Annotated in this window: 20 protein-coding genes; 4 read left to right on the top strand and 16 right to left on the bottom strand. The window is 66.7% G+C overall.

The window, feature by feature from the left end:
• Nucleotide 1: 1 nt before the first annotated feature.
• Both IT41_RS03405 and aroB read left to right on the top strand, forming a co-directional pair.
• Nucleotides 2–625, top strand: a complete 624-nt coding sequence (locus tag IT41_RS03405; protein WP_269429284.1) for a shikimate kinase — start codon at nucleotides 2–4, stop codon at nucleotides 623–625.
• Nucleotides 622–1,725, top strand: coding sequence for a 3-dehydroquinate synthase (gene aroB / locus IT41_RS03400; protein WP_036738769.1), 1,104 nt, complete (start codon nucleotides 622–624; stop codon nucleotides 1,723–1,725). The genes IT41_RS03405 and aroB overlap by 4 nt, the downstream gene beginning before the upstream one ends.
• On the opposite strand, the gene mnhG is transcribed toward aroB, so the two are convergent.
• The 16 genes from mnhG to proS all read right to left on the bottom strand — a co-directional run bounded on the left by mnhG (nucleotide 1,670) and on the right by proS (nucleotide 18,661).
• Nucleotides 1,670–2,104, bottom strand: coding sequence for a monovalent cation/H(+) antiporter subunit G (gene mnhG / locus IT41_RS03395; RefSeq protein WP_036738768.1), 435 nt, complete (start codon nucleotides 2,102–2,104; stop codon nucleotides 1,670–1,672). The two genes, aroB and mnhG, sit on opposite strands and share 56 nt — an antisense overlap.
• Nucleotides 2,101–2,382, bottom strand: coding sequence for a K+/H+ antiporter subunit F (locus tag IT41_RS03390; RefSeq protein ID WP_036738767.1), 282 nt, complete (start codon nucleotides 2,380–2,382; stop codon nucleotides 2,101–2,103). The genes mnhG and IT41_RS03390 overlap by 4 nt, the downstream gene beginning before the upstream one ends.
• Nucleotides 2,379–2,867 carry a Na+/H+ antiporter subunit E gene (locus IT41_RS03385; protein WP_036738766.1) on the bottom strand — a complete coding sequence of 163 codons (489 nt, stop codon included), beginning with the start codon at nucleotides 2,865–2,867 and terminating at the stop codon, nucleotides 2,379–2,381. Before IT41_RS03385 ends, IT41_RS03390 begins: the two co-directional genes overlap by 4 nt.
• Entirely contained in the window at nucleotides 2,864–4,570 is a 1,707-nt protein-coding gene (locus IT41_RS03380; protein WP_036738765.1) for a monovalent cation/H+ antiporter subunit D, read from the bottom strand. The genes IT41_RS03385 and IT41_RS03380 overlap by 4 nt, the downstream gene beginning before the upstream one ends.
• Nucleotides 4,567–4,914 carry a Na+/H+ antiporter subunit C gene (locus tag IT41_RS03375; protein ID WP_036738764.1) on the bottom strand — a complete coding sequence of 116 codons (348 nt, stop codon included), beginning with the start codon at nucleotides 4,912–4,914 and terminating at the stop codon, nucleotides 4,567–4,569. The genes IT41_RS03380 and IT41_RS03375 overlap by 4 nt, the downstream gene beginning before the upstream one ends.
• Nucleotides 4,914–7,799, bottom strand: coding sequence for a monovalent cation/H+ antiporter subunit A (locus IT41_RS03370; RefSeq protein WP_052081249.1), 2,886 nt, complete (start codon nucleotides 7,797–7,799; stop codon nucleotides 4,914–4,916). Before IT41_RS03370 ends, IT41_RS03375 begins: the two co-directional genes overlap by 1 nt.
• A gap of 146 nt (nucleotides 7,800–7,945) precedes the next feature.
• The gene (locus tag IT41_RS03365; RefSeq protein WP_231564684.1) at nucleotides 7,946–9,187 is read right to left on the bottom strand and encodes a type III PLP-dependent enzyme; all 1,242 of its coding nucleotides are present in this window, start codon (nucleotides 9,185–9,187) and stop codon (nucleotides 7,946–7,948) included.
• Nucleotides 9,180–9,416, bottom strand: a complete 237-nt coding sequence (locus tag IT41_RS03360; RefSeq protein WP_036738762.1) for an acyl carrier protein — start codon at nucleotides 9,414–9,416, stop codon at nucleotides 9,180–9,182. The genes IT41_RS03365 and IT41_RS03360 overlap by 8 nt, the downstream gene beginning before the upstream one ends.
• A gap of 15 nt (nucleotides 9,417–9,431) precedes the next feature.
• Nucleotides 9,432–11,009, bottom strand: a complete 1,578-nt coding sequence (locus tag IT41_RS03355) for an AMP-binding protein (protein WP_036738761.1) — start codon at nucleotides 11,007–11,009, stop codon at nucleotides 9,432–9,434.
• On the bottom strand, nucleotides 11,002–11,538 hold the full coding sequence (locus IT41_RS03350) for a serine O-acetyltransferase (protein ID WP_036738760.1): 537 nt from the start codon (nucleotides 11,536–11,538) through the stop codon (nucleotides 11,002–11,004). The genes IT41_RS03355 and IT41_RS03350 overlap by 8 nt, the downstream gene beginning before the upstream one ends.
• A gap of 95 nt (nucleotides 11,539–11,633) precedes the next feature.
• Nucleotides 11,634–12,686 (bottom strand): glycosyltransferase family 61 protein, encoded by a 1,053-nt coding sequence (locus IT41_RS03345; protein ID WP_036738759.1) that lies wholly within the window; start codon nucleotides 12,684–12,686, stop codon nucleotides 11,634–11,636.
• 70 nt (nucleotides 12,687–12,756) lie between these two features.
• Nucleotides 12,757–13,893 (bottom strand): SGNH/GDSL hydrolase family protein, encoded by a 1,137-nt coding sequence (locus IT41_RS03340; protein ID WP_231564683.1) that lies wholly within the window; start codon nucleotides 13,891–13,893, stop codon nucleotides 12,757–12,759.
• A 50-nt stretch (nucleotides 13,894–13,943) separates the two neighbouring features.
• Nucleotides 13,944–15,125, bottom strand: coding sequence for a DegT/DnrJ/EryC1/StrS family aminotransferase (locus IT41_RS03335; protein ID WP_036738757.1), 1,182 nt, complete (start codon nucleotides 15,123–15,125; stop codon nucleotides 13,944–13,946).
• Nucleotides 15,122–16,045, bottom strand: a complete 924-nt coding sequence (locus tag IT41_RS03330) for a GDP-L-fucose synthase family protein (protein ID WP_036738756.1) — start codon at nucleotides 16,043–16,045, stop codon at nucleotides 15,122–15,124. Before IT41_RS03330 ends, IT41_RS03335 begins: the two co-directional genes overlap by 4 nt.
• Entirely contained in the window at nucleotides 16,046–17,170 is a 1,125-nt protein-coding gene (gene gmd, locus IT41_RS03325; protein WP_036738755.1) for a GDP-mannose 4,6-dehydratase, read from the bottom strand.
• Nucleotides 17,171–17,308: 138 nt separating this feature from the next.
• Complete coding sequence (gene proS, locus IT41_RS03320; protein WP_036738845.1) at nucleotides 17,309–18,661, bottom strand: proline--tRNA ligase; 1,353 nt, start codon at nucleotides 18,659–18,661, stop codon at nucleotides 17,309–17,311.
• A 123-nt stretch (nucleotides 18,662–18,784) separates the two neighbouring features.
• Between proS and IT41_RS03315 the strand changes: the two genes are divergently transcribed.
• Both IT41_RS03315 and IT41_RS03310 read left to right on the top strand, forming a co-directional pair.
• Nucleotides 18,785–20,089, top strand: a complete 1,305-nt coding sequence (locus tag IT41_RS03315) for an AI-2E family transporter (RefSeq protein ID WP_036738754.1) — start codon at nucleotides 18,785–18,787, stop codon at nucleotides 20,087–20,089.
• A 3-nt stretch (nucleotides 20,090–20,092) separates the two neighbouring features.
• Nucleotides 20,093–20,782: a P-loop NTPase family protein gene (locus IT41_RS03310; protein WP_081967446.1), complete on the top strand. Its 690-nt coding sequence runs from the start codon at nucleotides 20,093–20,095 to the stop codon at nucleotides 20,780–20,782.
• The last annotated feature ends 19 nt before the right edge of the window (nucleotides 20,783–20,801 follow it).

The raw sequence follows: 20,801 nt of genomic DNA, 5'->3' as shown, positions 1-20,801 counted from the left end.
TATGCCGGCTCGTGCGAAATATATATGGCATTTCCGGAAAGATCACGCCATCAGTCACACGGTTCGAATGGAGGGGTTCTTGCGGGTGATGCGGCAAAACATCGTGCTGATCGGGATGATGGGGGCGGGAAAGACCGCGATCGGGGGCGAGTTGTCGCGCCGGTTGCATCGCCCCTTTTCGGATACCGATGTCGAGATCGAGCGCGCCGCCGCAATGACCATCCCGGAGATCTTCGCCCGCGATGGCGAGCAGTTCTTTCGCGCCCGCGAATCAGAGGTTCTGGGCCGGGTGCTGGCCTCGGGCAGGGGGGTGGTCTCGACCGGGGGCGGCGCCTGGCTGCGGCCGGAAAACCGCACCCGCATCGGCGATCACGGGGTTTCGGTCTGGCTTGACTGCGATCTGGAGACCCTGTGGCACCGCGTCCGCCACCGCCCGACGCGGCCGCTCTTGCAGACCGCCGACCCGCGCGGGACGCTGGCGCGGCTGCTGGCCGAGCGCGGCCCGGTCTATGCCCTGGCCGATATCCGCGTTCAGGCGCGGCAGGGCGACAGCATCGGCCAGACCGCGACTCGCGTGATCGAGGCGATCAGGGACCACGACCCCGCAATCCTGGAGGATAAATGAGCATCGAGACGGTTCATGTGGATCTGGGCGCGCGCTCCTATGACGTGCGGATCGGGCAGGGCCTGCTGGCGCGCGCCGGCGACGAGATCGTGGCGCTGGCGGGCCGGCGTCGCGTCGCGATCCTGACCGACGAGACTGTCGCGGCCTTGCACCTGCCGGCGCTGCAAGAGGCCCTGGCAGGGGCCGGGATCGAGGCGCCGGCGCTGGCGCTGCCCGCCGGTGAGGCCACGAAATGCTGGGCCGAGATCGGCCGCGCCACCGAATGGCTGATCGCGCAAAGGATCGAGCGGCGCGATCTGGTCATCGCCCTGGGCGGTGGCGTGATCGGCGATCTGGCGGGATTTGCCGCCGCGATCCTGCGCCGCGGCGTGCGCTTCGTGCAGATTCCGACCACGCTGCTGGCGCAGGTGGACAGTTCGGTCGGCGGCAAGACCGGCGTCAACAGCCCGCAGGGCAAGAACCTGATCGGCGCCTTTCATCAGCCGGCGCTGGTGCTTGCCGATATCGACACGCTCGCCACGCTGAGCCCGCGCGATTTCCGCGCCGGTTACGGCGAGGTGGCGAAATACGGGCTGCTGGGCGATGAAGGCTTTTTTGAATGGCTCGAAGCCAATGCCGCCGGGCTGGCGCGCGATCCGGCGCTGCGCCAGCAGGCCGTGCGCCACTCGGTCCGGATGAAGGCGGATATCGTCCAGCGCGACGAAACCGAACAGGGCGACCGGGCGCTGCTCAATCTGGGCCATACCTTCGGCCATGCACTGGAATCGGCGACCGGCTATTCGGACCGCCTGCTGCATGGCGAGGGCGTGGCGATCGGCTGCGCGCTGGCCTATGAGCTGTCGGCAAAGATGGGCCTGTGCAGCCAGGAGGCGCCCTCGCGCGTGGCGGCGCATCTCGCGGCCATGGGCCTGCCCGCGCGGATCGCCGATATTCCCGGCGAGCTGCCCGATGACGATGCGCTGATCGCCCTGATGGCCCAGGACAAGAAGGTCCAGGACGGCCGGCTGCGCTTCATCCTGGCGCGCGGCATCGGGCGGGCCTTTGTCACCGATCAGGTCGATCCGGCGCTGCTGCGGCGGGTATTGGCGGAGTCGCGCTAGCCGGATCGGGTTTCGCCGGCCCGGCGCGCCGCTGCGGCGGCACGATCTCGTCATGGCCCAGCTTGGCGTCCCGGTCGCGGCGCAGGGCGGCGCGGCTCAGCATCAGCGTCGTCACTGGCGTCGTGACGATGACGAAAACGCCGATGATCAGCTCATGCAGCACGGTGCGGCTTTCCAGCAGCGAAAACATCAGCATCGAGGCAATGATGGTCAGCAGCGTGCCGGCGCTATAGGCCAGGGTCTGGGCGTGCAGGCGCTGGTAGAAGCTTTTCAGCCGCACCACGCCCAGCCCGCCCAGAAGCGTCATCGAGGCGCCGATGGCGACGCATAGCGCGATGATGATGGCGGCCCATGGCGGCAGTTGTTCGAGATGCCTCATTCGATCACCTCGCCGCGCATCAGGAACTTGGCCGCGCAGACCGTGGTCACGAAACCCAGCACCGCGATCACCAGCGCGCTTTCAAAGAAAAACACATTGCCGTTGCCCATGCCGACCAGCAGAAACAGCAGCATGGCGTTGACATACATCGTATCCAGCCCCAGCACGCGGTCCTGCGCGCGCGGCCCGCGCAGCATGCGCCAGCAGGCCAGCGCAAGCGACAGGATCAGCGCGAACTGGGCATAGACCAGGGCGAATCCCAGGATCATGGCGCTCATTCGAATATCTCCATCAGCAGGGCCTCGTAGCGGTCGTGGATCAGGCTTTGCCAGTCATCGTCGCTTTTCAGGTCGAGCACATGCAGAAGCAGGCGGCCCTCGTGGCGTTCGTATTCCACCCATGAGGTCCCGGGCGTGGCGGTCACGATCAGCGCCAGCACGGCGATGGCATTCGGATCGCGCAGGCGCAGTTCCAGGTCGATGAAGCCGGAATTATAGGCCGGGTGGTCCGGCCCCAGCAGCACGATCCGCGCCACCCCGATATTCGAGCGCAGGATGTCGCGCATCACGATCGAGATCAGGCGCGGCACGGCGATCCAGCGGCGAAAGCGCGGCCGGCTGGGATGCAGATGCTCGACCGCCCAGCCGGCGGTCAGGGCGATGACGCTGCCCAGCACCAGATGGCCCAGCGAGAACCGGGTCAGGAACAGCCACATCAGCACCAGCGCGACCGACAGGACCGGATGCGGGGCAAGGCGGCTCATGGTGCGGCCTCCTGGCCGTCGCGGGGCAGGTCGGGCACGATGTTCTGGGTCGGCGCCGCGCGAACGTCCTGCGCCTGCGCCAGCACCGCATCGCGATAGGTGCCGGGCTCCAGCAGGGCGATGGCAGTGGCATGGGTATAGTTCAGCAGCGCCTCGGCCCGCAGCGTCTGCAGCGCGATCATGGCCAGCAGGAGGACCACCGGCACGACCTCAAGTGCAAGGATGCGCGGCGCCGGCGCCTCATTGGCCCAGAAGCGGCGAATGCCGAAGCGCATCAAGGCGATCAGGGCGCCAAGCCCGGACAGGATCAGCATGGCGAGATAGGCCCAGAGAATGGCGGGAAACTCTCCTGCCGGGCCCAGGTTGTCCTGCATCGCGCCGCGCAGGATGGCAAGCTTGCCGATGAAGCCCGGCAGCGGCGGCAGCCCGGCCAGCATCGAGGCGACCAGCGCGAAGCAGATCGCCATGGTCAGCCAGCTCACCGTGCGTTCGCTGGCCGGGGCCGAGGTGTCCTCGACCGTGTCCAGCCCCATCGGTGCCCAGCGTTCCCTCAGCGGATCGGGGGGCTCCTGGGGGGCGTCGTCGCCGCCATCGCCGCGGCTGACCGGCTCGGCGATCAGGAAAAAGGCCGAGATCGCCGCCGTCGAGCCGACCAGATAGTAAAGCGCGCCGCCCAGCATCAGCGCGCCGCCGCCGGCCTGGGCAAAGCCGACCGCCGCCAGCACCGTCCCCGACGAAATGATCGCCAGATAGCCCCCCTTGCGGCCCAGTTCCGGCGCGCCGAGAATGCCGATCATGCCGAAACCCATGGTCACGATGCCGCCGATCATCAGGGCCGGCGCGCCGAAACCCGCCGAGACGCCGGCATCCGGCCCCAGCACCAGCAGCGACAGGCGCAGGATCACATAGACACCGACCTTGGTCATGATCGCCATGATCGCGGCGGCCGGCGGCGAGGCCGCGGCATAGGTCGGCGGCAGCCAGAAACAGACCGGCCAGATCGCCGCCTTGATCAGGAAGGCCAGCCCCAGAAAGCTGGCGGCGGCATGGAACAGCGGCCGGTCGGCGCCGTCCAGCCGCGACAGGGCGCGGGCGATATCGGCCATGTTCAGCGTGCCGGTGGTGCCATAGACGAGCGCCACCCCGATCAGGAACAGCAGCGAGGCGGCAAGGTTGATCGCGATGTAATGCAGCCCGGTCTTGATCCGCTCCGGCCCCGAGCCATGCAGCATCACGCCATAGGACGCGGCCAGCATCACCTCGAAAAAGACGAACAGATTGAACAGATCCCCGGTCAGGAAGGCGCCGTTGACGCCGGCCAGAAGGAACTGGAACATGCTGTGGTAATGCTGTCCCTTGCCGTGCCAGCCGGCGGCGGCATAGATCAGCGAAGGCGCGGCCAGCAGCGCGGTCAGCATGACCATCATCGCCGACAGCCGGTCCAGCACCAGCACGATGCCGACCGGCACCGGCCAGTCGCCCAGCCGGTAAAGCCCGACGACCGTGCCGCCGCGTTCGGTCGCGGATTTCACATCCGCCAGCAGCTCCACCGAGACGAGGAAAGTCAGCCCCACGGCGGCCAGCCCGATCAGCATCTTGGTCTGGCGGTTGCTGTCATTGTAGAACAGCATGATCGCCCCCGCAACCAGCGGGACCAGGATCGGGGCGATGATCATGTGATCGGGCAGCGGGGCTCCGTTCATGACTGGTTGCGCTCCTTTCCGTCCACATGGTCGGTTCCGGTGACCCCGCGCGCGGCGATCATCACCACCAGAAACAGCGCCGTGGTGGCAAAGCTGATGACGATGGCGGTCAGCACCAGCGATTGCGGCAGCGGATCGGCATAGGCGGCGGGATCGATGAAGCCGCCCTTGGGCATGATCGGGGCGGCGCCGATGTAAAGCCGTCCCATGGCAAAGATGAACAGGTTCACGCCATAGGCCAGCAGGCACAGCCCGACGATCACCTGATACGAGCGTGGCCGCAGCATCAGCCAGACGCCCGAGCCGACCAGAACCCCGATTGCCAGCGCAAGAATAACCTCCATCAGCCTGCCTCCGTCCCGGTTTCGCGCGGGGCGGGCGCCGGGCGCGATGCCACGCGCAGCGACTGGTGGGCAATCGCGATCAGCATCAGCACGATGGCGCCCAGCACCAGCGAAAACACCCCGAAATCGAACAGCATCGCGGTCGAGAACGGCACCTTGCCGATCAGCGGGATGTCCAGATATTGCGCATGCGCGGTCAGGAACGGATAGCCGAAGATCCAGGATCCCGCGCCGACCATGGCCGCGGTGGTCAGCCCGGCCCCCATCCAGCGCATCGGCAGCACGGTCAGCCGCGCCTCGACCCAGCGGACATTGGCGGCGACATATTGCAGCAGAAAGGCCACCGCCAGCGTGACGCCGGCCGCGAAACCGCCGCCGGGCAGGTCATGGCCGCGAAAGAACAGATAGGCCGACAGGGCGATGATCGGCGCGAACAGCCATTGCATGATGACGGCGGGAACGAACAGATAGGCCTCGAGCGCCTGTTCCCCGTCGTCAAGCTGCAGGCGCGGGCGCTCGGCGCTTTCCGGCGCCGGGCGGAAGCGGCGCAGCAGCGCATAGACGGTCAGCCCGACCACGGCCAGAACGGTGATCTCGCCGAACGTGTCGAAGGCGCGGAAATCGACCAGGATGACGTTCACGACATTGGTGCCGCCCCCCTCGACATAGGCGTTGCGCAGGAACCAGTCGCCGACGGCGGCGCCGGGCGCGGTCAGCAGCACCGCCAGCGCCATGGCGGTCGCGCCGGTGCCGCATCCAAGGGCGATCAGCAGGTCGCGAAAGCGCCGGCCCCGGGCCCGCAGGTTCCGGTCGTCGGCGATTTCCTTGTCGCGCTTGGGCAGCCAGCGCAGGCCCAGCAGCAGCAGGGCGGTGGTCGCGATCTCGACCAGCAATTGCGTCACCGCGAGGTCTGGGGCGGACAGCCAGACAAAGGTCGCGCAGGTCACCAGCCCGGCGCCGCCCATCAGGATCAGCGCCGCGAAACGGTGGTATTTCGCCTGCCATGCCGCGCCGATCGCGCAGGCCGCGCCGACCAGCCACAGCAGGCCAAAGACCAGCTCGCGCGGGCCGAGCGCGGGCAGCGGGACGTTCCAGTCCAGCCGCCGCAACGCGAACCATCCGCCGGCCAGCGCCAGCAGCACGATGGCCCGCAGCTGCGCCTGCAGGCCGTTCGCCGAAAGCAGGCGCAGCGCGGCGCGCGGCAGGCGGATGGTCAGGATATCCATGCTGCGGTTGTACTGCCGCGCGACATCCATCCGCCGCATCAGCCGGGTGCTGTCCTCGCCGGTGTCGATCTGGCTGCGCGGCAGCAAATAGAGCAGGACGCCCAGCCCCATGGCGATCGTGCTCATCACGAAGGGGGCGTTGACGCCGTGCCAGATCTTGAGGCTGAATTCGGGCAGGTCCGGCCCGATCAGGGCAAGGCTCGCGGTTTGCAGCCAGCCGCCCAGCACCTGCTGCGGCAGGATGCCGATCAGCAGGCAGATCGCGACCAGCACCAGGACCGGCAGCCGCATCAGGCCATGCGGCTCATGCGGCTGGCGGGGCAGATCATGCGCGTCGGGGCCGAAAAACACCTTGACGATGAAGCGCAGCGAATAGGCGGCGCTGAAGGCCGAGGCGAGAACGGCGATATAGGGCGCGGCATTGTCCAGCGGACTGCCATTGTTCCACAGATAGGTCGCCTCGAAGAACATCTCCTTGGACAGGAAACCGTTCAGCAGCGGCACCCCCGCCATCGCGGCCGAGGCGATGATCGCCAGTGCTGCGGTGACCGGCATGGCACGCGCCAGCCCGGACAGGCGGCGCATGTCGCGGGTGCCGGTCTCATGGTCGATGATGCCCGCCGCCATGAAGAGCGAGGCCTTGAAGACCGCGTGATTGGCGATGTGAAACACGGCCGCGATCAGCGCCTGCGGCGTGCCGATGCCGGCAAGCGCGGTGATCAGCCCCAGATGGCTGATCGTCGAATAGGCCAGAAGCCCCTTGAGGTCATGCTTGAACAGCGCGTTCACCGCGCCCAGCAGCATGGTCGCCAGCCCGAAGCCGGTGACGATCTGGAACCAGGCATCCGTGCCGCCAAGCGCCGGGTGAAAGCGCAGCAGCACGAACACCCCCGCCTTGACCATGGTGGCCGAATGCAGATAGGCCGAAACCGGGGTCGGCGCGGCCATGGCGTTGGGCAGCCAGAAATGGAACGGCAGCTGCGCCGATTTGGTGAAAGCGCCCAGCAGGAACAGCGCCAGCACCACCGGATAAAGCGCGTGCCCGGTGATCCGGGGGCCGGCCTTCAGGACGGTTTCCAGATCATAGCTTCCGGCGATCTGGCCCAGCACGACCATCGCCACCAGCAGGCACAGCCCGCCCGAGGCGGTCACGATCAGCGACATACGTGCGCCGTCGCGGGCGTCCTGCCGGCGATACCAGTATCCGATCAGCAGAAATGACGCAAAGCTGGTCAGTTCCCAGAACACCACCAGCATGATGATATTGCCCGACAGGATCATTCCCGCCATCGCGCCGGCAAAGGCCAGCAGGCAGGCATAAAGCCGCGGGAAGGAATCGTCGCTTGCCATGTAATAGCGCGCATAAAGCATCACCAGCAGGCCGATCCCGGCGACCAGCACCATGAACAGCCAGGCAAAGCCGTCCATGCGAAAGGTCAGCTCCAGCCCGATCGTGCCGATCCAGTCCAGACTGCCGCTGACGCTGCGCCCCTGTGTCGTCTCGGGGTACAGCATGCCCAGGATCAGCAGCATCACCGCCATGCTGAGCCCGGCCAGCCAGCATTGGGCATTGCGCGCACCGGCCGGCAGCGTCGCCGCCAGCGCGGCCGCCACGAAAGGCGCCAGGACAAGCATGAGCAACAGGTTCTGCGCGACCATCGACGTCCTTTTTCTCTATCGGGGATCGGCGTCATGATAGACGCGGCCGCATCGCGAGCACAACCGGCAAGGCCGGCGAAACCGGGCGCCAGAGCGCGGTTTCAGCAAGTTGTTATCGCGAAGTGGCGGCTATGCCACGCGGCCTGTCAGAGCGCCGGAATCCGGGTCGCGTCGCGCATGCCCTCGCCTTCGATCAGCACCTCGCGCGGATGGGGATGGCTGATGAAATAGAGCGGGCTGGCACTGGGGCCATAGGCGCCGCAGGCATGGATCGCGACCAGATCGCCCACCTCGAGCCGGGGCAGGGTGACGCCGCCGGCCAGCTTGTCGATCGAGGTGCAGAGCGGGCCGGAAATATCCTGCTTTTCCTCGGGGCGGGCGCCGCCCTGATCGCCGCCGACGCGGTGCATCACGTAATTGCGCCGCAGGACCATGCCGAAATTCCCCGAGGCGGCAAGGTTCGCGTTCAGCCCGCCATCGCAGATCGCGATGCGGCTGCCGCGCGATTCCTTGACCGAGACGACGCGGGTCACGAACCAGCCCGCCGGCCCGACCAGATAGCGGCCCAGCTCCAGCACCAGCCTTGTGTCGGCGAAACGCGGATCGGCCCGGAAGGCGTCCAGATCGGCGCCGATCTCGGCCGTGATCGCGGTCAGGTCAAGCTCGGTTTCGCCGGGATGATAGGGGATGCCCAGCCCGGCGCCGAAGATCAGCTTTTCCGGGCGCAGGTCCAGCGCCGCGCAGGTTTCCGAAAAGACCTGCATGAAGATGCGCCAGTTCTCGCAGATCGCGTCGGGTTTCAGGCATTGCGTGCCGGAATAGATATGCAGCCCGATGATCCGCAGGTTGGGCAAGGCGGCGATCTGCGGCAGGATCCGGGCGGCATCCTCGGCATCGACGCCAAAGGGGCTGGGCCGGCCCGCCATCTGGTCGCCAAAGCCCTTGGGCACGCGCGCCGGCGCGATGCGGATCAGCACCGGCTGCACATGGCCCGCGCGCGCGGCGATGGCATCGGCCAGTTCCGCCTCGCGCAGGCTTTCCAGGACCAGTTCGCCCAGCCCGCCCTCGATGGCGGGACGCAGCTCGCGCTCCTGTTTGGCGGGGCCGGTAAAACTGATCCGGCCGGGCTCCCAGCCGGCTTCCCGGCTCAGCGCGAATTCGCCGCCCGACGAGATGTCGAGATAGTCCAGCCTGTCCCCCATCCAGCGCAGCAGGGCCGGATTGGGATTGCTTTTCACCGCGAAGCTGATCGCGAACCAGCGGCCCAGATGCGCGCGCAGATGCGCCAGCCGTTCCGCCACCGTATCGGTGGCATAGACATAGGCCGGGGTGCCGAAACGCTGGGCCGCCTCGGCCAGCTGGCGGTCGAATGCCTGCGGATCAGCCAAGGCTGGCGACATAGGCAAGGATCGCGTCGATCGTGTCGAAATTGTCCAGCGTCACATCGCCCGGCTGGATATGCAGCCCGCCCTTGGTCTCGATGAACGAGATCAGCCCGACCATCGAGACCGAATCGAGCATGCCGGTGGAAAACAGCTCGGTATCGCCGTTGATCGGCTCGTCGATATTCAGTTCCATCTGGATATAGCGGACGAGGTTGTCCCTATCGAGGCTCATGGGAAAGTCCTTTCGTCAATTCTGCCGGACGGCGCCGCCGCGGGCCTGTGCGATGATTTGCGGCCGGTCCAGCTTGCCGCTGGCGGTGCGTGGCATGGTGCCGTCCCAACTATAGTATCTTCGGGGCAGCATGTAATGCGGCATTGCGCGCGCGCAATGCGCCGACAGCGCGCTTTCACCGCCATCGGGCAGATAGGCGACGGCGACATGCACGGCCTGGCCCAGTTCCGGGTCCTCGACGCCATAGGCCACGACATCGCTGACCAGACCGCTTTGCGCGATCGCGTCCTCGACCTCGGTCGGCGAGAGGCGGAAGCCCAGCGTCTTGATCATTTCGTCCATGCGGCTGACGAACCACATGTCGCCATCCTCATCGACACGGACCAGATCGCCCGAATAGACCACCGGGGCATCGCCGATCAGGTGGCGCAGTTCCGGGCAGGGCCGGATCTTCTGCGCCGTCGCCTCGGGCTTTTCCCAGTAGCCCATGCTGACCAGCGGCCCGGCATGGACCAGCTCGCCCTGTTCGCCGGGGCCGGCGATGCCGATTCCGTGCCGGATGGCAAAGACCTGCGCATTGGGGATCTGCTGGCCGATGGATCCCATCTTGGCGGCGAATTTCGCCGGCGGCAGATAGGTCGAGCGGAACGCCTCGGTCAGGCCGTACATCAGATAGATGTCGACGCCGGGAAAGACCTGCGGCAGCGCCTCGAGCATGTTGGGCGGGATCTTGCCGCCGGTATTGGTGATGCGCCTGAGCGCAGGCAGCGCGACGGGATTGTCCTGCAACAGCCGCACGATCTGGTTCCACAGGGGCGGCACGCCGGCGATGGTGGTCGCGGCCTCGTCGCGGGCCATGCGGATGATCTCGGCCGGCATGGTCAGCGGCTGGTGGACGACGGTGCCGCCCAGAAGCATCATCGTGGTCAGCTGGTTCAGCCCGGCATCGAAACTGTAGGGCAGCACCGAAAGCAGCCGGTCGCCGGCATCGAGCCCCAGATATTCGGCGACCGAGATCGCGCCCGCGCGGATATTGCGATGCGAGAGCATCACCCCCTTGGGCGCGCCGGTCGAGCCCGAGGTGTAGATGATCATCGCCAGCCCCGCTGGGTCGTATTCGTCGGGTGCGGAGCCGGGGCCGGCGGCAAGCGCCGCCCACGGGTCCGCACCCTGGGCAAGGCCCTCGGCCTTGCCCTGAACCAGAAATGCCGTGCCCTCGGGCAGGGCATTGTCGCCGCTGAGGCGATCCAGCGCATTGCGCGGCAGGATGACGGCGCGCGCGCGGCTGTCGCGGGCGACATAGGCCAGCTGCGCCGCCGTCCAGCGGATATTGACGTTGACGACCACCGCGCCGGCCTTCCAGGCGCCGAACATGGCGGCGACCTCGTCGATTCCCTTGCGCAGATGCACGATCACCCGCTCGCCGGGCCGGATGCCGCGCGAAGCCAGCCAGCCGGCGACGCGGTCGGCCTCGGATGCGAGCGCGGCGTAGCTGATCCGGCGGTCGTGATCGATGGCCGCGATCCTGTCCGCGCCTGCGGGCAGGTTGTCGGACAGCATCCGCCACATGTCACGGTCGAACTGGTCACTCATCTGCAGCGGCCTTTTTCCTGGCGGCGAAGATCGGCAGGTTGGGATAGATCCTGGCGGGCGAGCCGATGACCACCGAATCGGACGGCACATTGGTCGTCACCGCGGTATTCGCGCCGATCCGGACCCGGTCGCCGATCCTGATACGGCCCAGCACGGTCGCGTTCACGCCGATGAAGACATCATTGCCGATCACCGGCGCGCCGGGTCCCATATTGGTGCCGATCGTGACATTGTGCATGACGCCCACGCGGTCGCCGATCACCACATCGGGGTGAATGGACAGCGAGCCTTCGGCATGGATGATGTGAAAATCCTCGCCGATCTTCACCTGCGGCGGAATCCAGACCTTGGTCACGTTCAGGATCAGGAATTTCAGCAGGCCATAGAACTTGGACGCGATCCAGCGCAGCGGCCGGTTGGAAATGGACAGCGCCCAGCGTCCATAGCGATAGACCGCCAGCGACATGAAGGCCGGTTCAGTCAGCGAACTGCCATGGCGGCGGTAGTCTTTCCGCAGATCGTCAAACATTAATACACACTTGGAAACAGATAACCCGGTAAAAGTCGCCACGATTATTATTCTGCATTGTGCCCCGCGATACAACCTGACCGTTAGGACGGGTTTTAACCATTCCTGTCCGAAATCATGTCCAGGGTCCGGCGGATCTGATCCCATTCGACCCGAAAGCCCCCGGCGGTGCCGTCGCCCACGACCATGGCGTAATTCTGTCGCCAGCAATCGGTCAGCAGTTTCAGCGATGTGGTGACCCGGTCGGCCGGCTGCAGCGTCAGCACGGTGCCGCCCGGCGCCATGCCGATGACGCCATGGGCCAGCTGGCTGCCCTCGACCCCGACGATCAGCCGCGTGCCGCCGACCAGCTCGGCGATCTGGTCCGCGTCATGGCGGTCGATATAGACGGTGCGGAAGCCGTAATCCGCCTCGAGCCGTTCGGCGATCTCGGCCTCGTTGTCCAGAATGCGGGCATCGCCGCTGGCGCCGCGAAAGATGAACACGCCGGGCACCGGCTGCAAGTCGCGCCCGGCCATGATGCGGGCGCGGTTGGCCTGCGCGCGGGCCTGACGGTTGCTGTTATTGTGCAGGTCGTCGAACAGGATCAGCTCGTCGAAATGCACGTTGCCGATACGTTCGGGGCGCATGCCCAGCAATTCCTCGTAGCGGGCGACATGACCGCCGCGCGCGGGCGCCGAGGTGACCGGCCGGCCGGCCTCGGCGGCCAGCGGATAGGCCAGGCAATCGTTCAGCAGCCAGTTGCCGAACCAGCGATTGCCGATCCAGCTTTCGTAAAGCGCGCCGGAAAGGCTGCGTTCGGGCCGCGGATAGGTCAGGCCGGCGCCTTTGCGTTCGCGCAGATGCCGCTCGGCGCCGCGCGCGTAAAGCACGCCATCGACGAAATCGACGTCGCGAAACCGGTAGCCCATGGTCGCGGGCGTCATTTCCTCGGGGTCGCCCTGCATCTGGCCCAGGACATCGGGAAGGTCCCCGAACTCGGTCCGGGCGATATGCTCGATCTGGTCGGGCAGCCAGATGCCGGGCGTGATATTCACAGCCTCGGCGGGGCAGATCTCCCAGCGTTCGACGGCGAGATCGGCAAACGCCCTGGGCTGGGCGCCGAAAAGGCGCGGCAGTCGGTTCATGAGCGGGCGAAACGAGGGCATGGCTGCTTGATCTGCGAGAATGGCGCGAGTTTAAGGTTCGGGCGTCCGGGCGCAAGGGGGCGGCCCGGTATCACCAGCCCGGAAACTCGGTCCTGATGCTTTTTTCCAGTGTTTCCGCGATCATCTCGTGATCGGCCAGTGACGGGTGCCACAGGCAGGCGCGGCGCTGCAGCTTGGGCAGGGTGACCAGCCTGACGGTGAATCCCTCGGCCAGCAGTGCCTCATGGGCCGAAAGATAGGCCCGCATCAGGTCATCGCCATATTCGCCAAAGGCCAGCAGGATCAGCGGCGCACCGGGGTTCTCCAGCAGCCGCGCACGGGCGAATTCCAGCAGCGCCGGCCCGAAATCGCGCGAAACCGCCGCGTGATCGGCCCAGGGTTCGCCCTCGGCGATGTCCGAGCCGAAATCGTTCGAGCCAAGCCCGATCACCAGCATGCCCGCCGCCGGTTGCGGCAGCCGTTCCGCCTGCATGTCCGATGGCACCGCAAGCGGATAATCGGTCCGCATGGTGCGGTCAGGGGTCGCGCCGCCATAATTGCGCAGCAGCCCGATGCCCGAGCGCGCGATCACCCGGTAATCGGCGCCCAGTGCCCCCGCGAGGCGCGCGGGAAAGCTCTGGCTGGTATCGGTGGCGGCAAAGATCTGCGCGCCGCTGCATTCGCGCCGCTTCGAGGTATTTCCAAAGCCGACCGTATCGGAATCGCCGATGAACTCGATGGTCCGGGGCCGGGGATCCGGGGCGGGCAGGGGAACGGCGTCCCGGTCCAGAAAGAAGCCGCCAAAGATGGCGGGGCCATCGCTTTCGCTGATTCGCTCTGCCCGGATCAGGTGTTCGCCCGGCGCCAGCCCCTCGATGCGCAGGTCGCGGGTGCCGGGGCGGCTGAGCTCGATCCAGGCGCCATCCAGCGAGACGCGCCAGCGGTTGATCCGGTCGTCCAGCCGCAATGTGACGCCGGTTCCGGCAAACCGCGCCTCGGCGATGAGCGAGGGCCATTCATGGATCAGGCTTCCCGGCGCTTCGCCGGCGGCCGCGGTGCCGCTGATCCGGGCCGGCAGCGGCGCAAGATCGGCCTGCGGCGCGGTCAGCCGGGCGGTGAAGCGCGCCTCGGGTGCCAGTTGCAGCGTCGGAACCGAGGTGGCGGGCGCGGGCTGCGGCCAGACATAGGTCGCGGTTCCCGCAACCATCATGACGGCTGCCACGATCATCGCGTTTCTCGTCAGCGGAGGCATCTGCTTCTCTAACTGTCGGTTGCCGATCAGCTGGCCGCCGGGCCACGAAACCGGGCGACGATCTCGATCGCCTCCCTCATATCGTAATGATGGTTGCCGATGAAGAAGCCGTTTTGATCAATTTCATCGGCATTGATCATTCTGTCGTGAACACTGTGCGGCATCATCGCCAGAACCGGATTGCGGGCAAAGTTGCCGCTGACGATCGGGCGGGTCTCGAACCCCAGCGAGGCAAAGCGCGCGAGGACCTCGCGCCGTGTCAGCCCGCACCCGGGGCGCAGGACAAGCGCGAATCCGAACCAGCTGCTCTGGCCGGTTTCGTGCTGGATGCGAAACAGCGGATGATCGGCCATCGCCTGCTGCCACAGCCTGCCATTGTCGCGCCGCCCGGCGATCAGCGCGGGCAGCTTGCGCACCTGTTCGACCCCCAGGGCGCCCGACATTTCCAGCGGGCGCAGGTTGTAGCCGGGCAGCACGAAGCGAAAGCTTTCCTCGAAAGGGTCATCGCCCTTGATGCCGGTCAGCCGGTTTTTGCGCGGCAGGTTCCGGGTCCAGCCATGCGCGCGCAACGCCAGCAGGATATGGTAAAGTTCCTCGTCATCGGTGACGACGACCCCGCCCTCCATGGTCGAGATGTGATGCGAGAAAAAGGTCGAGAACGTGCCCATGACCCCGAACGTGCCGCACTGGCGGCCTCCAAAGCTCGCGCCCATGGATTCGCAGTTATCCTCGATCAGCACGATGCGGCGGCGGCCGATGATGGCGCGGATTGCGTCGAAATCGTTCGGATTGCCCAGCAGGTTCACCGCCATGATGGCGCGGGTGCTGTCGCTGACGGCAGCCTCGAGCGCGCGCAGATCGTAATTCAGCGTCCGGGCGTCGATATCGACGAATTTCAGATGCAGCCCGTATTGATACAGCGGGAAATAGGTGGTGGACCAGGACACGGCCGGCACGATCACCTCGTCGCCGGGCATCAGCCGCAGATCGTCGTTTCGCGTGTAGCGCAGCGCCGCCACCATCGCCAGATTGGCCGATGAGCCGGAATTGACCATCACCGCATGGCGGCTGCCGGTGTAGCGGGCAAAATCGGCCTCAAAGGCGGCCACCTCGGGCCCCATGGTAAAGCGGTCCGAATCGATGACCCGTTGCAGGGCGGCGCGCTCGGCCGCATCCCAGCTGGAGGTCGCCAGCGGAAAGCGGCTCATGCCGCTACCTCCCGGTAATGGGCGTAGGTGGCGGCAAGCCCGTCGCGCAGCCCGGTTGTCGGGGCCCAGCCCCATTCGCGCTGACGCGAGATATCCAGCAGCTTTTGCCGCATGCCCACCGGTTTCGCCGGGTCGTGGATGAAACGGCCTCGCCAGCCGATGACCTCGGCCGCGATGCGGTAATATTCGTCGATGGAATGGTCATGGCCGGGGCCGATATTCATCAGCGGCGGCAGGCTGGCGGGATCGGCCGCCGCGCGCAGGATCGCCCCGGCCAGATCGGGGGCGAACATGAATTCGCGCCGCGCCTGGCCATCGCCCCAGATCTCGACCGTATCGGCGCCGGCCAGCTTTGCGCGATGCAGCTTGTGGATGATCGCCGGGATCAGATGCGACCGGGCCGGGTCGAACTTGTCATGGGGACCGTAAAGGTTGCAGGGAATCAGCGTGCGCCAGAGCAGCGCCGGGTCTTCGCGGCGCGCATATTCGACCAGCCGCATCGCCATGATCTTGGCCAGCGCATAGCCCTCGTTCGAGGGCTCGAGGCGGCCGGTCAGGATGTGGTCCTCGGACAGGCCCCGGCCCAGGTCGCGCGGATAGACGCAGATTGACCCTAGGTTGATCAGCACCGGCACCCCGGCCTCGCGGCAGGCCTCGATCAGGGTCAGCCCGATGCGGGCGTTTTCGGCCAGAAACCGGACGGGCTGCGCCAGATTGGCCTGAATGCCGCCCACCAGACCGGCGGCATGGACCACGGCATCGGGGCGGTGGCGGGCCAGGTAATCGCGGACCGCGCGGTCGTCGCACAGGTCCAGCTCGCTGCGGGCCGGTGCCAGTACCTGCCAAGCGGCAATCCCCGGATGGGCGCGCAGGTTGCGCCCGACCATGCCATGGCCGCCGGTGATGAACAGCCGCGCCACCTACTTTCCCTCGCTCGCCGCGGGCATGCCCAGCCCGTGACGCCTGAGCAGGGCATGGCGGCGCGCGATCTTCAGATCCTCGGCGGCCATCTCGGAGATCATCTCGGGCAGGCTGGTTGTGGGCGTCCAGCCCAGTTCGCGATGTGCCTTTCCGGCATCGCCCAGCAGCGCCGCGACCTCGGCGGGACGAAAATATTTCGGATCGATCCGCATCACCACATCTCCCGGTTTCAGCGCCGGCGCCTTGTCGCCGGTGATCCCGGCCACCAGCGCGATCTCGTCCACGCCCTTGCCGCGGAACTCCAACGCGATGCCCATTTCCGCGGCCGCCCAGATCAGGAACTGGCGCACGGAATGCTGCTCGCCGGTGGCGATGACGTAATCGTCGGGGCGGTCGCATTGCAGCATCAGCCATTGCATGCGCACATAGTCGCGGGCATGGCCCCAGTCGCGCAGCGCGTCCAGATTGCCCATATACAGGCAATCCTCCAGCCCCTGCGCGATATTGGCCAGCCCGCGGGTGATCTTGCGGGTGACGAAGGTCTCGCCCCGGCGCGGGCTCTCATGGTTGAACAGGATGCCGTTACAGGCAAACAGCCCATAGGCTTCGCGATAATTCACCGTGATCCAATAGGCGTAAAGCTTGGCCACGGCATAGGGGCTGCGCGGGTGAAAGGGCGTCGTCTCGCGTTGCGGGGTTTCGCGGACCAGCCCGTACAGTTCGGAACTCGAGGCCTGATAATAGCGCGTCTTCCCCTCCAGCCCCAGGAACCGGATCGCCTCCAGCAGGCGCAGCGCGCCAAGCGCATCGACATCGGCGGTATATTCGGGCGCCTCGAAACTGACCGCGACATGGGATTGCGCGCCAAGGTTATAGACCTCGTCGGGGCGGGTTTCGGCGATGATCCGGGTCAGTGCCGAACTGTCGGTCAGATCGCCGTAATGCAGGAAAAACCTCGGCTCGGCCTCATGCGGGTCCTGAAAGATGTGATCGACCCGCTGCGTGTTGAAGGACGAGGCGCGGCGCTTGATCCCGTGCACCTCATAGCCCTTTTCCAGCAGGAATTCGGCCAGATACGAACCATCCTGGCCGGTCACCCCGGTAATCAGTGCCTTTCTCGCCAAGCCGATCCTCCCGCCACCCGGCGCGCCGCAGGGAAGCCTTGCAACCGCAGGATGTCAACGCCGCCGGGGCGCGACAGCCTCATTCTTCTTCATCCAAATATCCATGCGACGGATCAAGCCGGCGCGGGACCATGCGCATTACCGCGCGGCGGCGAAAACCGGCCGGTAGATCTCCTTCAGCCGCTCGACGGCCTCGGCGGGCGAAACCTCGACCACCTCGCCCGTGCGGCGCGAGGCCAGTTCGACCTTGTTGCTGGCCAGCCCGCGCGGCCCGACGGTGATCCGCCAGGGCAGGCCGATCAGGTCCATGGTGGCGAATTTCGCGCCGGCGCGCTCGTCGCGGTCGTCGTAAAGCGGGTCCAGGCCCTGTGCCTTCAATTCGCCGTAAAGCGCCTCGCAGGCATTGTCGGTCGATCCGTCGCCCTGTTTCAGGTTGACGATGCCGGCATGGAATGGCGTCACGCCCTCGGGCCAGATGATGCCCTTGTCGTCATGGCTGGCCTCGATGATCGCGCCCAGCAGGCGCGAGACGCCGATGCCGTGGCTGCCCATATGGACCGGCAGGCGATTGCCGTCCGGGCCGACAACGGTGGCGCCCATCGGCTCGGAATATTTGGTGCCGAAATAGAAGATCTGCCCGACCTCGATGCCGCGCGCGGAACGGCGGCGCGCCTCGGGAACCTGCGCGAAAAGCGCCTCGTCATGGGTTTCGTCGGTGCGGGCATAGCGCGAGGTGAATTCCTCGAGCACGGCGCGACATTCGTCATGGCTGTCATAGTCGATCTGGCGGTCGCCGAATTTCAGGTCGGTGATCTGGCTGTCATAGAACACCTCCGACTCGCCGGTTTCGGCCAGCACCAGGAATTCATGCGTGTAATCGCCGCCGATCGGCCCGCCATCGGCGCGCATCGGAATCGCCTGCAGGCCCATGCGCTCGTAGCTGCGCAGATAGCTGACCAGATGCCGGTTATAGGCATGCAGCGCATCGTCGCGGGTCAGGTCGAAATTATAGCCGTCCTTCATCAGGAATTCCCGGCCGCGCATGACGCCGAAACGGGGGCGCATCTCGTCGCGGAACTTCCACTGGATATGGTACAGCGTCAGCGGCAGATCCTTGTAGCTGCTGACATGGCTGCGGAAGATGTCGGTGATCATCTCCTCATTCGTGGGGCCGTAAAGCAGATCGCGCTTGTGGCGGTCGGAGATGCGCAGCATCTCTTCGCCGTAATCGTCGTAGCGGCCGCTTTCGCGCCACAGATCGGCCGATTGCAGCGTCGGCATCAGCAGCGGGATATGGCCGGCGCGCTGCTGTTCCTCATGCACGATCTGTTCGATCCGGCGCAGCACCTTGTAGCCCAGCGGCAGCCAGGAATAGATGCCCGCCGCCTGCTGCTTGATCATGCCCGCGCGCAGCATCAGCCGGTGGCTGACGATCTGGGCCTCTTTCGGGTCTTCCTTGAGGACGGGCATGAAATAGCGCGACAGACGCATGGCGAAATCCTTGTTCTCGACCGGCACGGGTTAGCGCAGAGTGGCCATAGGGGCAACGGCTTCCTTGCAAGTGGCGCGGCAAGCAGCCAAATAGACGCCGAACGCGGACAGGGAGAGCCGGCCATGCGGCTGACGACACAAAAGCAGCTCTGGTACTGGGGCGCGGCGCTGATCGCGCTGATGCTGGCGCTGTGGCTGGTGGGCAATGCCGTCATGCCCTTCATCCTGGGCGCGGCCGTGGCCTATCTCATGGACCCCGTCGCCGACCGGCTCGAAGGGCTGGGCCTGTCGCGCACGCTGTCGGTGGTGGTCATCACGGTGGTGGCGGTGCTGGTCGTGGTGCTGGCATTTCTGGTGCTGGTGCCGGTCCTCGTGCGCCAGACCTCGGCGCTGATCGAGACCGCGCCGCAGATGGCCGAACAGCTCATGCGTTTCCTGCGCACCCGCTTTCCCGAGGTCTTTACCGAGGGCAGCGCGGTCAATTCCGCGCTGACCGACGCGGCCAAGAACCTCAGCACGCGGGGCGGCGAACTGATCAGCACGGTGCTGGGCTCGGTGATGAGCGTGTTCAGCATGCTGGCGCTGGTCGTCATCGTGCCGGTGGTCGCCTTCTACCTGCTGCTGGACTGGGACAATATGGTGGCGCGGCTCGACGATCTGCTGCCGCGCGAACATGCCCCGACGATCCGCGCCCTGGCGCATGAGGTCGACAATGCGCTGTCGGGTTTCGTGCGCGGGCAGGGCCTGGTCATCCTGATCCTGGGCACGTTCTATTCCATCGGGCTGGGGCTCGTGGGCCTGCCATTCGGCGTGGCGATCGGCGTGCTTGCGGCGTCATTGTCCTTTATCCCCTATGTCGGCGTGGTGATCGGCGGCGCGACCGCGATCGGAGTCGCCTTGTTCAGCTTCTGGGGCGATCCGGTCTGGATCGGCGCGGTGATCGCCATCTTTGCCATCGGTCAGGTGGTCGAGGGGAATTACCTGCAACCCAAGATCGTCGGCTCGTCGATCGGGCTGCATCCGGTCTGGCTGATGCTGGCGCTGACTGTGTTCGGCTCGATCTTCGGCTTTGTCGGGCTGCTGGTCGCGGTGCCGATGTCGGCGGCGATCGGCGTGCTGGTGCGCTATGCCGTCGGCCGCTACAAGGACAGCTCGATCTATACCGGGCGCGAGATTCCGGCCGAGCCGGCGCCGCCGACCCGTGTCGAGCTGGTGCCGCGCGGCACCGCCATGCAGGAGCGCCGGCGGGCCGAGATCTCGCATGAGGCGGCGCTGGCGCGGCTGCATCGCGACGAGCGGCTGGCCGATCTGCTCGAGGCCCGGCAGGAGGCGCAGCGCGCCGGCAATATCGAGGATGCCGAGGGGCCGCCCTCGCCGGGCGAATTGCTGGCCGCCGCGGGCACCGATCCGGATCGCGGGACCGCCTGATCCGTGGCGCGACAACTGACACTGGACCTGACGATGCCCCCGGCCTCGTCGCGCGACGACTTTCTGGTCACCCGCGCCAATCGCGACGCGCTGGCGATGCTGGACGCGCCCCAGGGCTGGCCGCAGGGCCGGCTGCTGCTGGTCGGCGGCGCCGGGGCCGGCAAGTCGCATCTGGCCGGGTTCTGGGCGGATGAGCGCGGCGCGCAGATCGTCCAGGCATGGAGCCTGACGCCGCAAGGCGCGGATGCGCTGGTGCCCGCGGACGGCGCGCTGGTGATCGAGGACGGCCATGAGATCGGCGGCAATGCGCAGGCCGAGCAGGGGCTTTTCCATCTGTGGAACCTTGCCGGCGCGCGGCAATGCCTGCTGCTGATCACCGCGCGATCCGTGCCGCGCGACTGGGGCATCGGGCTGGCCGATCTGCGCTCGCGGCTGGATACGGCGGTGCAGGCGCTGCTGGTGCCGCCCGATGACGCGCTGTTGCCGGCGGTGCTGGTCAAGCTGTTCGCCGACCGCCAGATCCAGGTCGCCCCCGAGGTGATCGACTGGCTGGCGCTGCGCATGGATCGCGATCTCGATCTGGCGCGGCGGCTCGTCGCGGCAATGGACCGCGAATCGCTGGCCGACCGGCGCGCCATCTCGCGGCGTCTGGCGGCCGAGCTTCTGGACAAGCTGGCCGCCCCTGACCCATGATCGACACGCCCCTTCGGAT

Origin of the sequence: Paracoccus halophilus (assembly GCF_000763905.1) — a bacterium.
Classification (GTDB): domain Bacteria; phylum Pseudomonadota; class Alphaproteobacteria; order Rhodobacterales; family Rhodobacteraceae; genus Paracoccus; species Paracoccus halophilus.
This window is presented reverse-complemented; position numbering and strand designations above follow the sequence as displayed.

Coding starts and splice junctions, on each gene's coding strand:
- IT41_RS03405 (WP_269429284.1), top strand. CDS start 2: ATGCCGGCTCGTGCGAAATATATATGGCATTTCCGGAAAGATCACGCC.
- aroB (WP_036738769.1), top strand. CDS start 622: ATGAGCATCGAGACGGTTCATGTGGATCTGGGCGCGCGCTCCTATGAC.
- mnhG (WP_036738768.1), bottom strand. CDS start 2,104: ATGAGGCATCTCGAACAACTGCCGCCATGGGCCGCCATCATCATCGCG.
- IT41_RS03390 (WP_036738767.1), bottom strand. CDS start 2,382: ATGAGCGCCATGATCCTGGGATTCGCCCTGGTCTATGCCCAGTTCGCG.
- IT41_RS03385 (WP_036738766.1), bottom strand. CDS start 2,867: ATGAGCCGCCTTGCCCCGCATCCGGTCCTGTCGGTCGCGCTGGTGCTG.
- IT41_RS03380 (WP_036738765.1), bottom strand. CDS start 4,570: ATGAACGGAGCCCCGCTGCCCGATCACATGATCATCGCCCCGATCCTG.
- IT41_RS03375 (WP_036738764.1), bottom strand. CDS start 4,914: ATGGAGGTTATTCTTGCGCTGGCAATCGGGGTTCTGGTCGGCTCGGGC.
- IT41_RS03370 (WP_052081249.1), bottom strand. CDS start 7,799: ATGGTCGCGCAGAACCTGTTGCTCATGCTTGTCCTGGCGCCTTTCGTG.
- IT41_RS03360 (WP_036738762.1), bottom strand. CDS start 9,416: ATGAGCCTCGATAGGGACAACCTCGTCCGCTATATCCAGATGGAACTG.
- IT41_RS03355 (WP_036738761.1), bottom strand. CDS start 11,009: ATGAGTGACCAGTTCGACCGTGACATGTGGCGGATGCTGTCCGACAAC.
- IT41_RS03350 (WP_036738760.1), bottom strand. CDS start 11,538: ATGTTTGACGATCTGCGGAAAGACTACCGCCGCCATGGCAGTTCGCTG.
- IT41_RS03345 (WP_036738759.1), bottom strand. CDS start 12,686: ATGCCCTCGTTTCGCCCGCTCATGAACCGACTGCCGCGCCTTTTCGGC.
- IT41_RS03340 (WP_231564683.1), bottom strand. CDS start 13,893: ATGATCGTGGCAGCCGTCATGATGGTTGCGGGAACCGCGACCTATGTC.
- IT41_RS03335 (WP_036738757.1), bottom strand. CDS start 15,125: ATGAGCCGCTTTCCGCTGGCGACCTCCAGCTGGGATGCGGCCGAGCGC.
- proS (WP_036738845.1), bottom strand. CDS start 18,661: ATGCGTCTGTCGCGCTATTTCATGCCCGTCCTCAAGGAAGACCCGAAA.
- IT41_RS03315 (WP_036738754.1), top strand. CDS start 18,785: ATGCGGCTGACGACACAAAAGCAGCTCTGGTACTGGGGCGCGGCGCTG.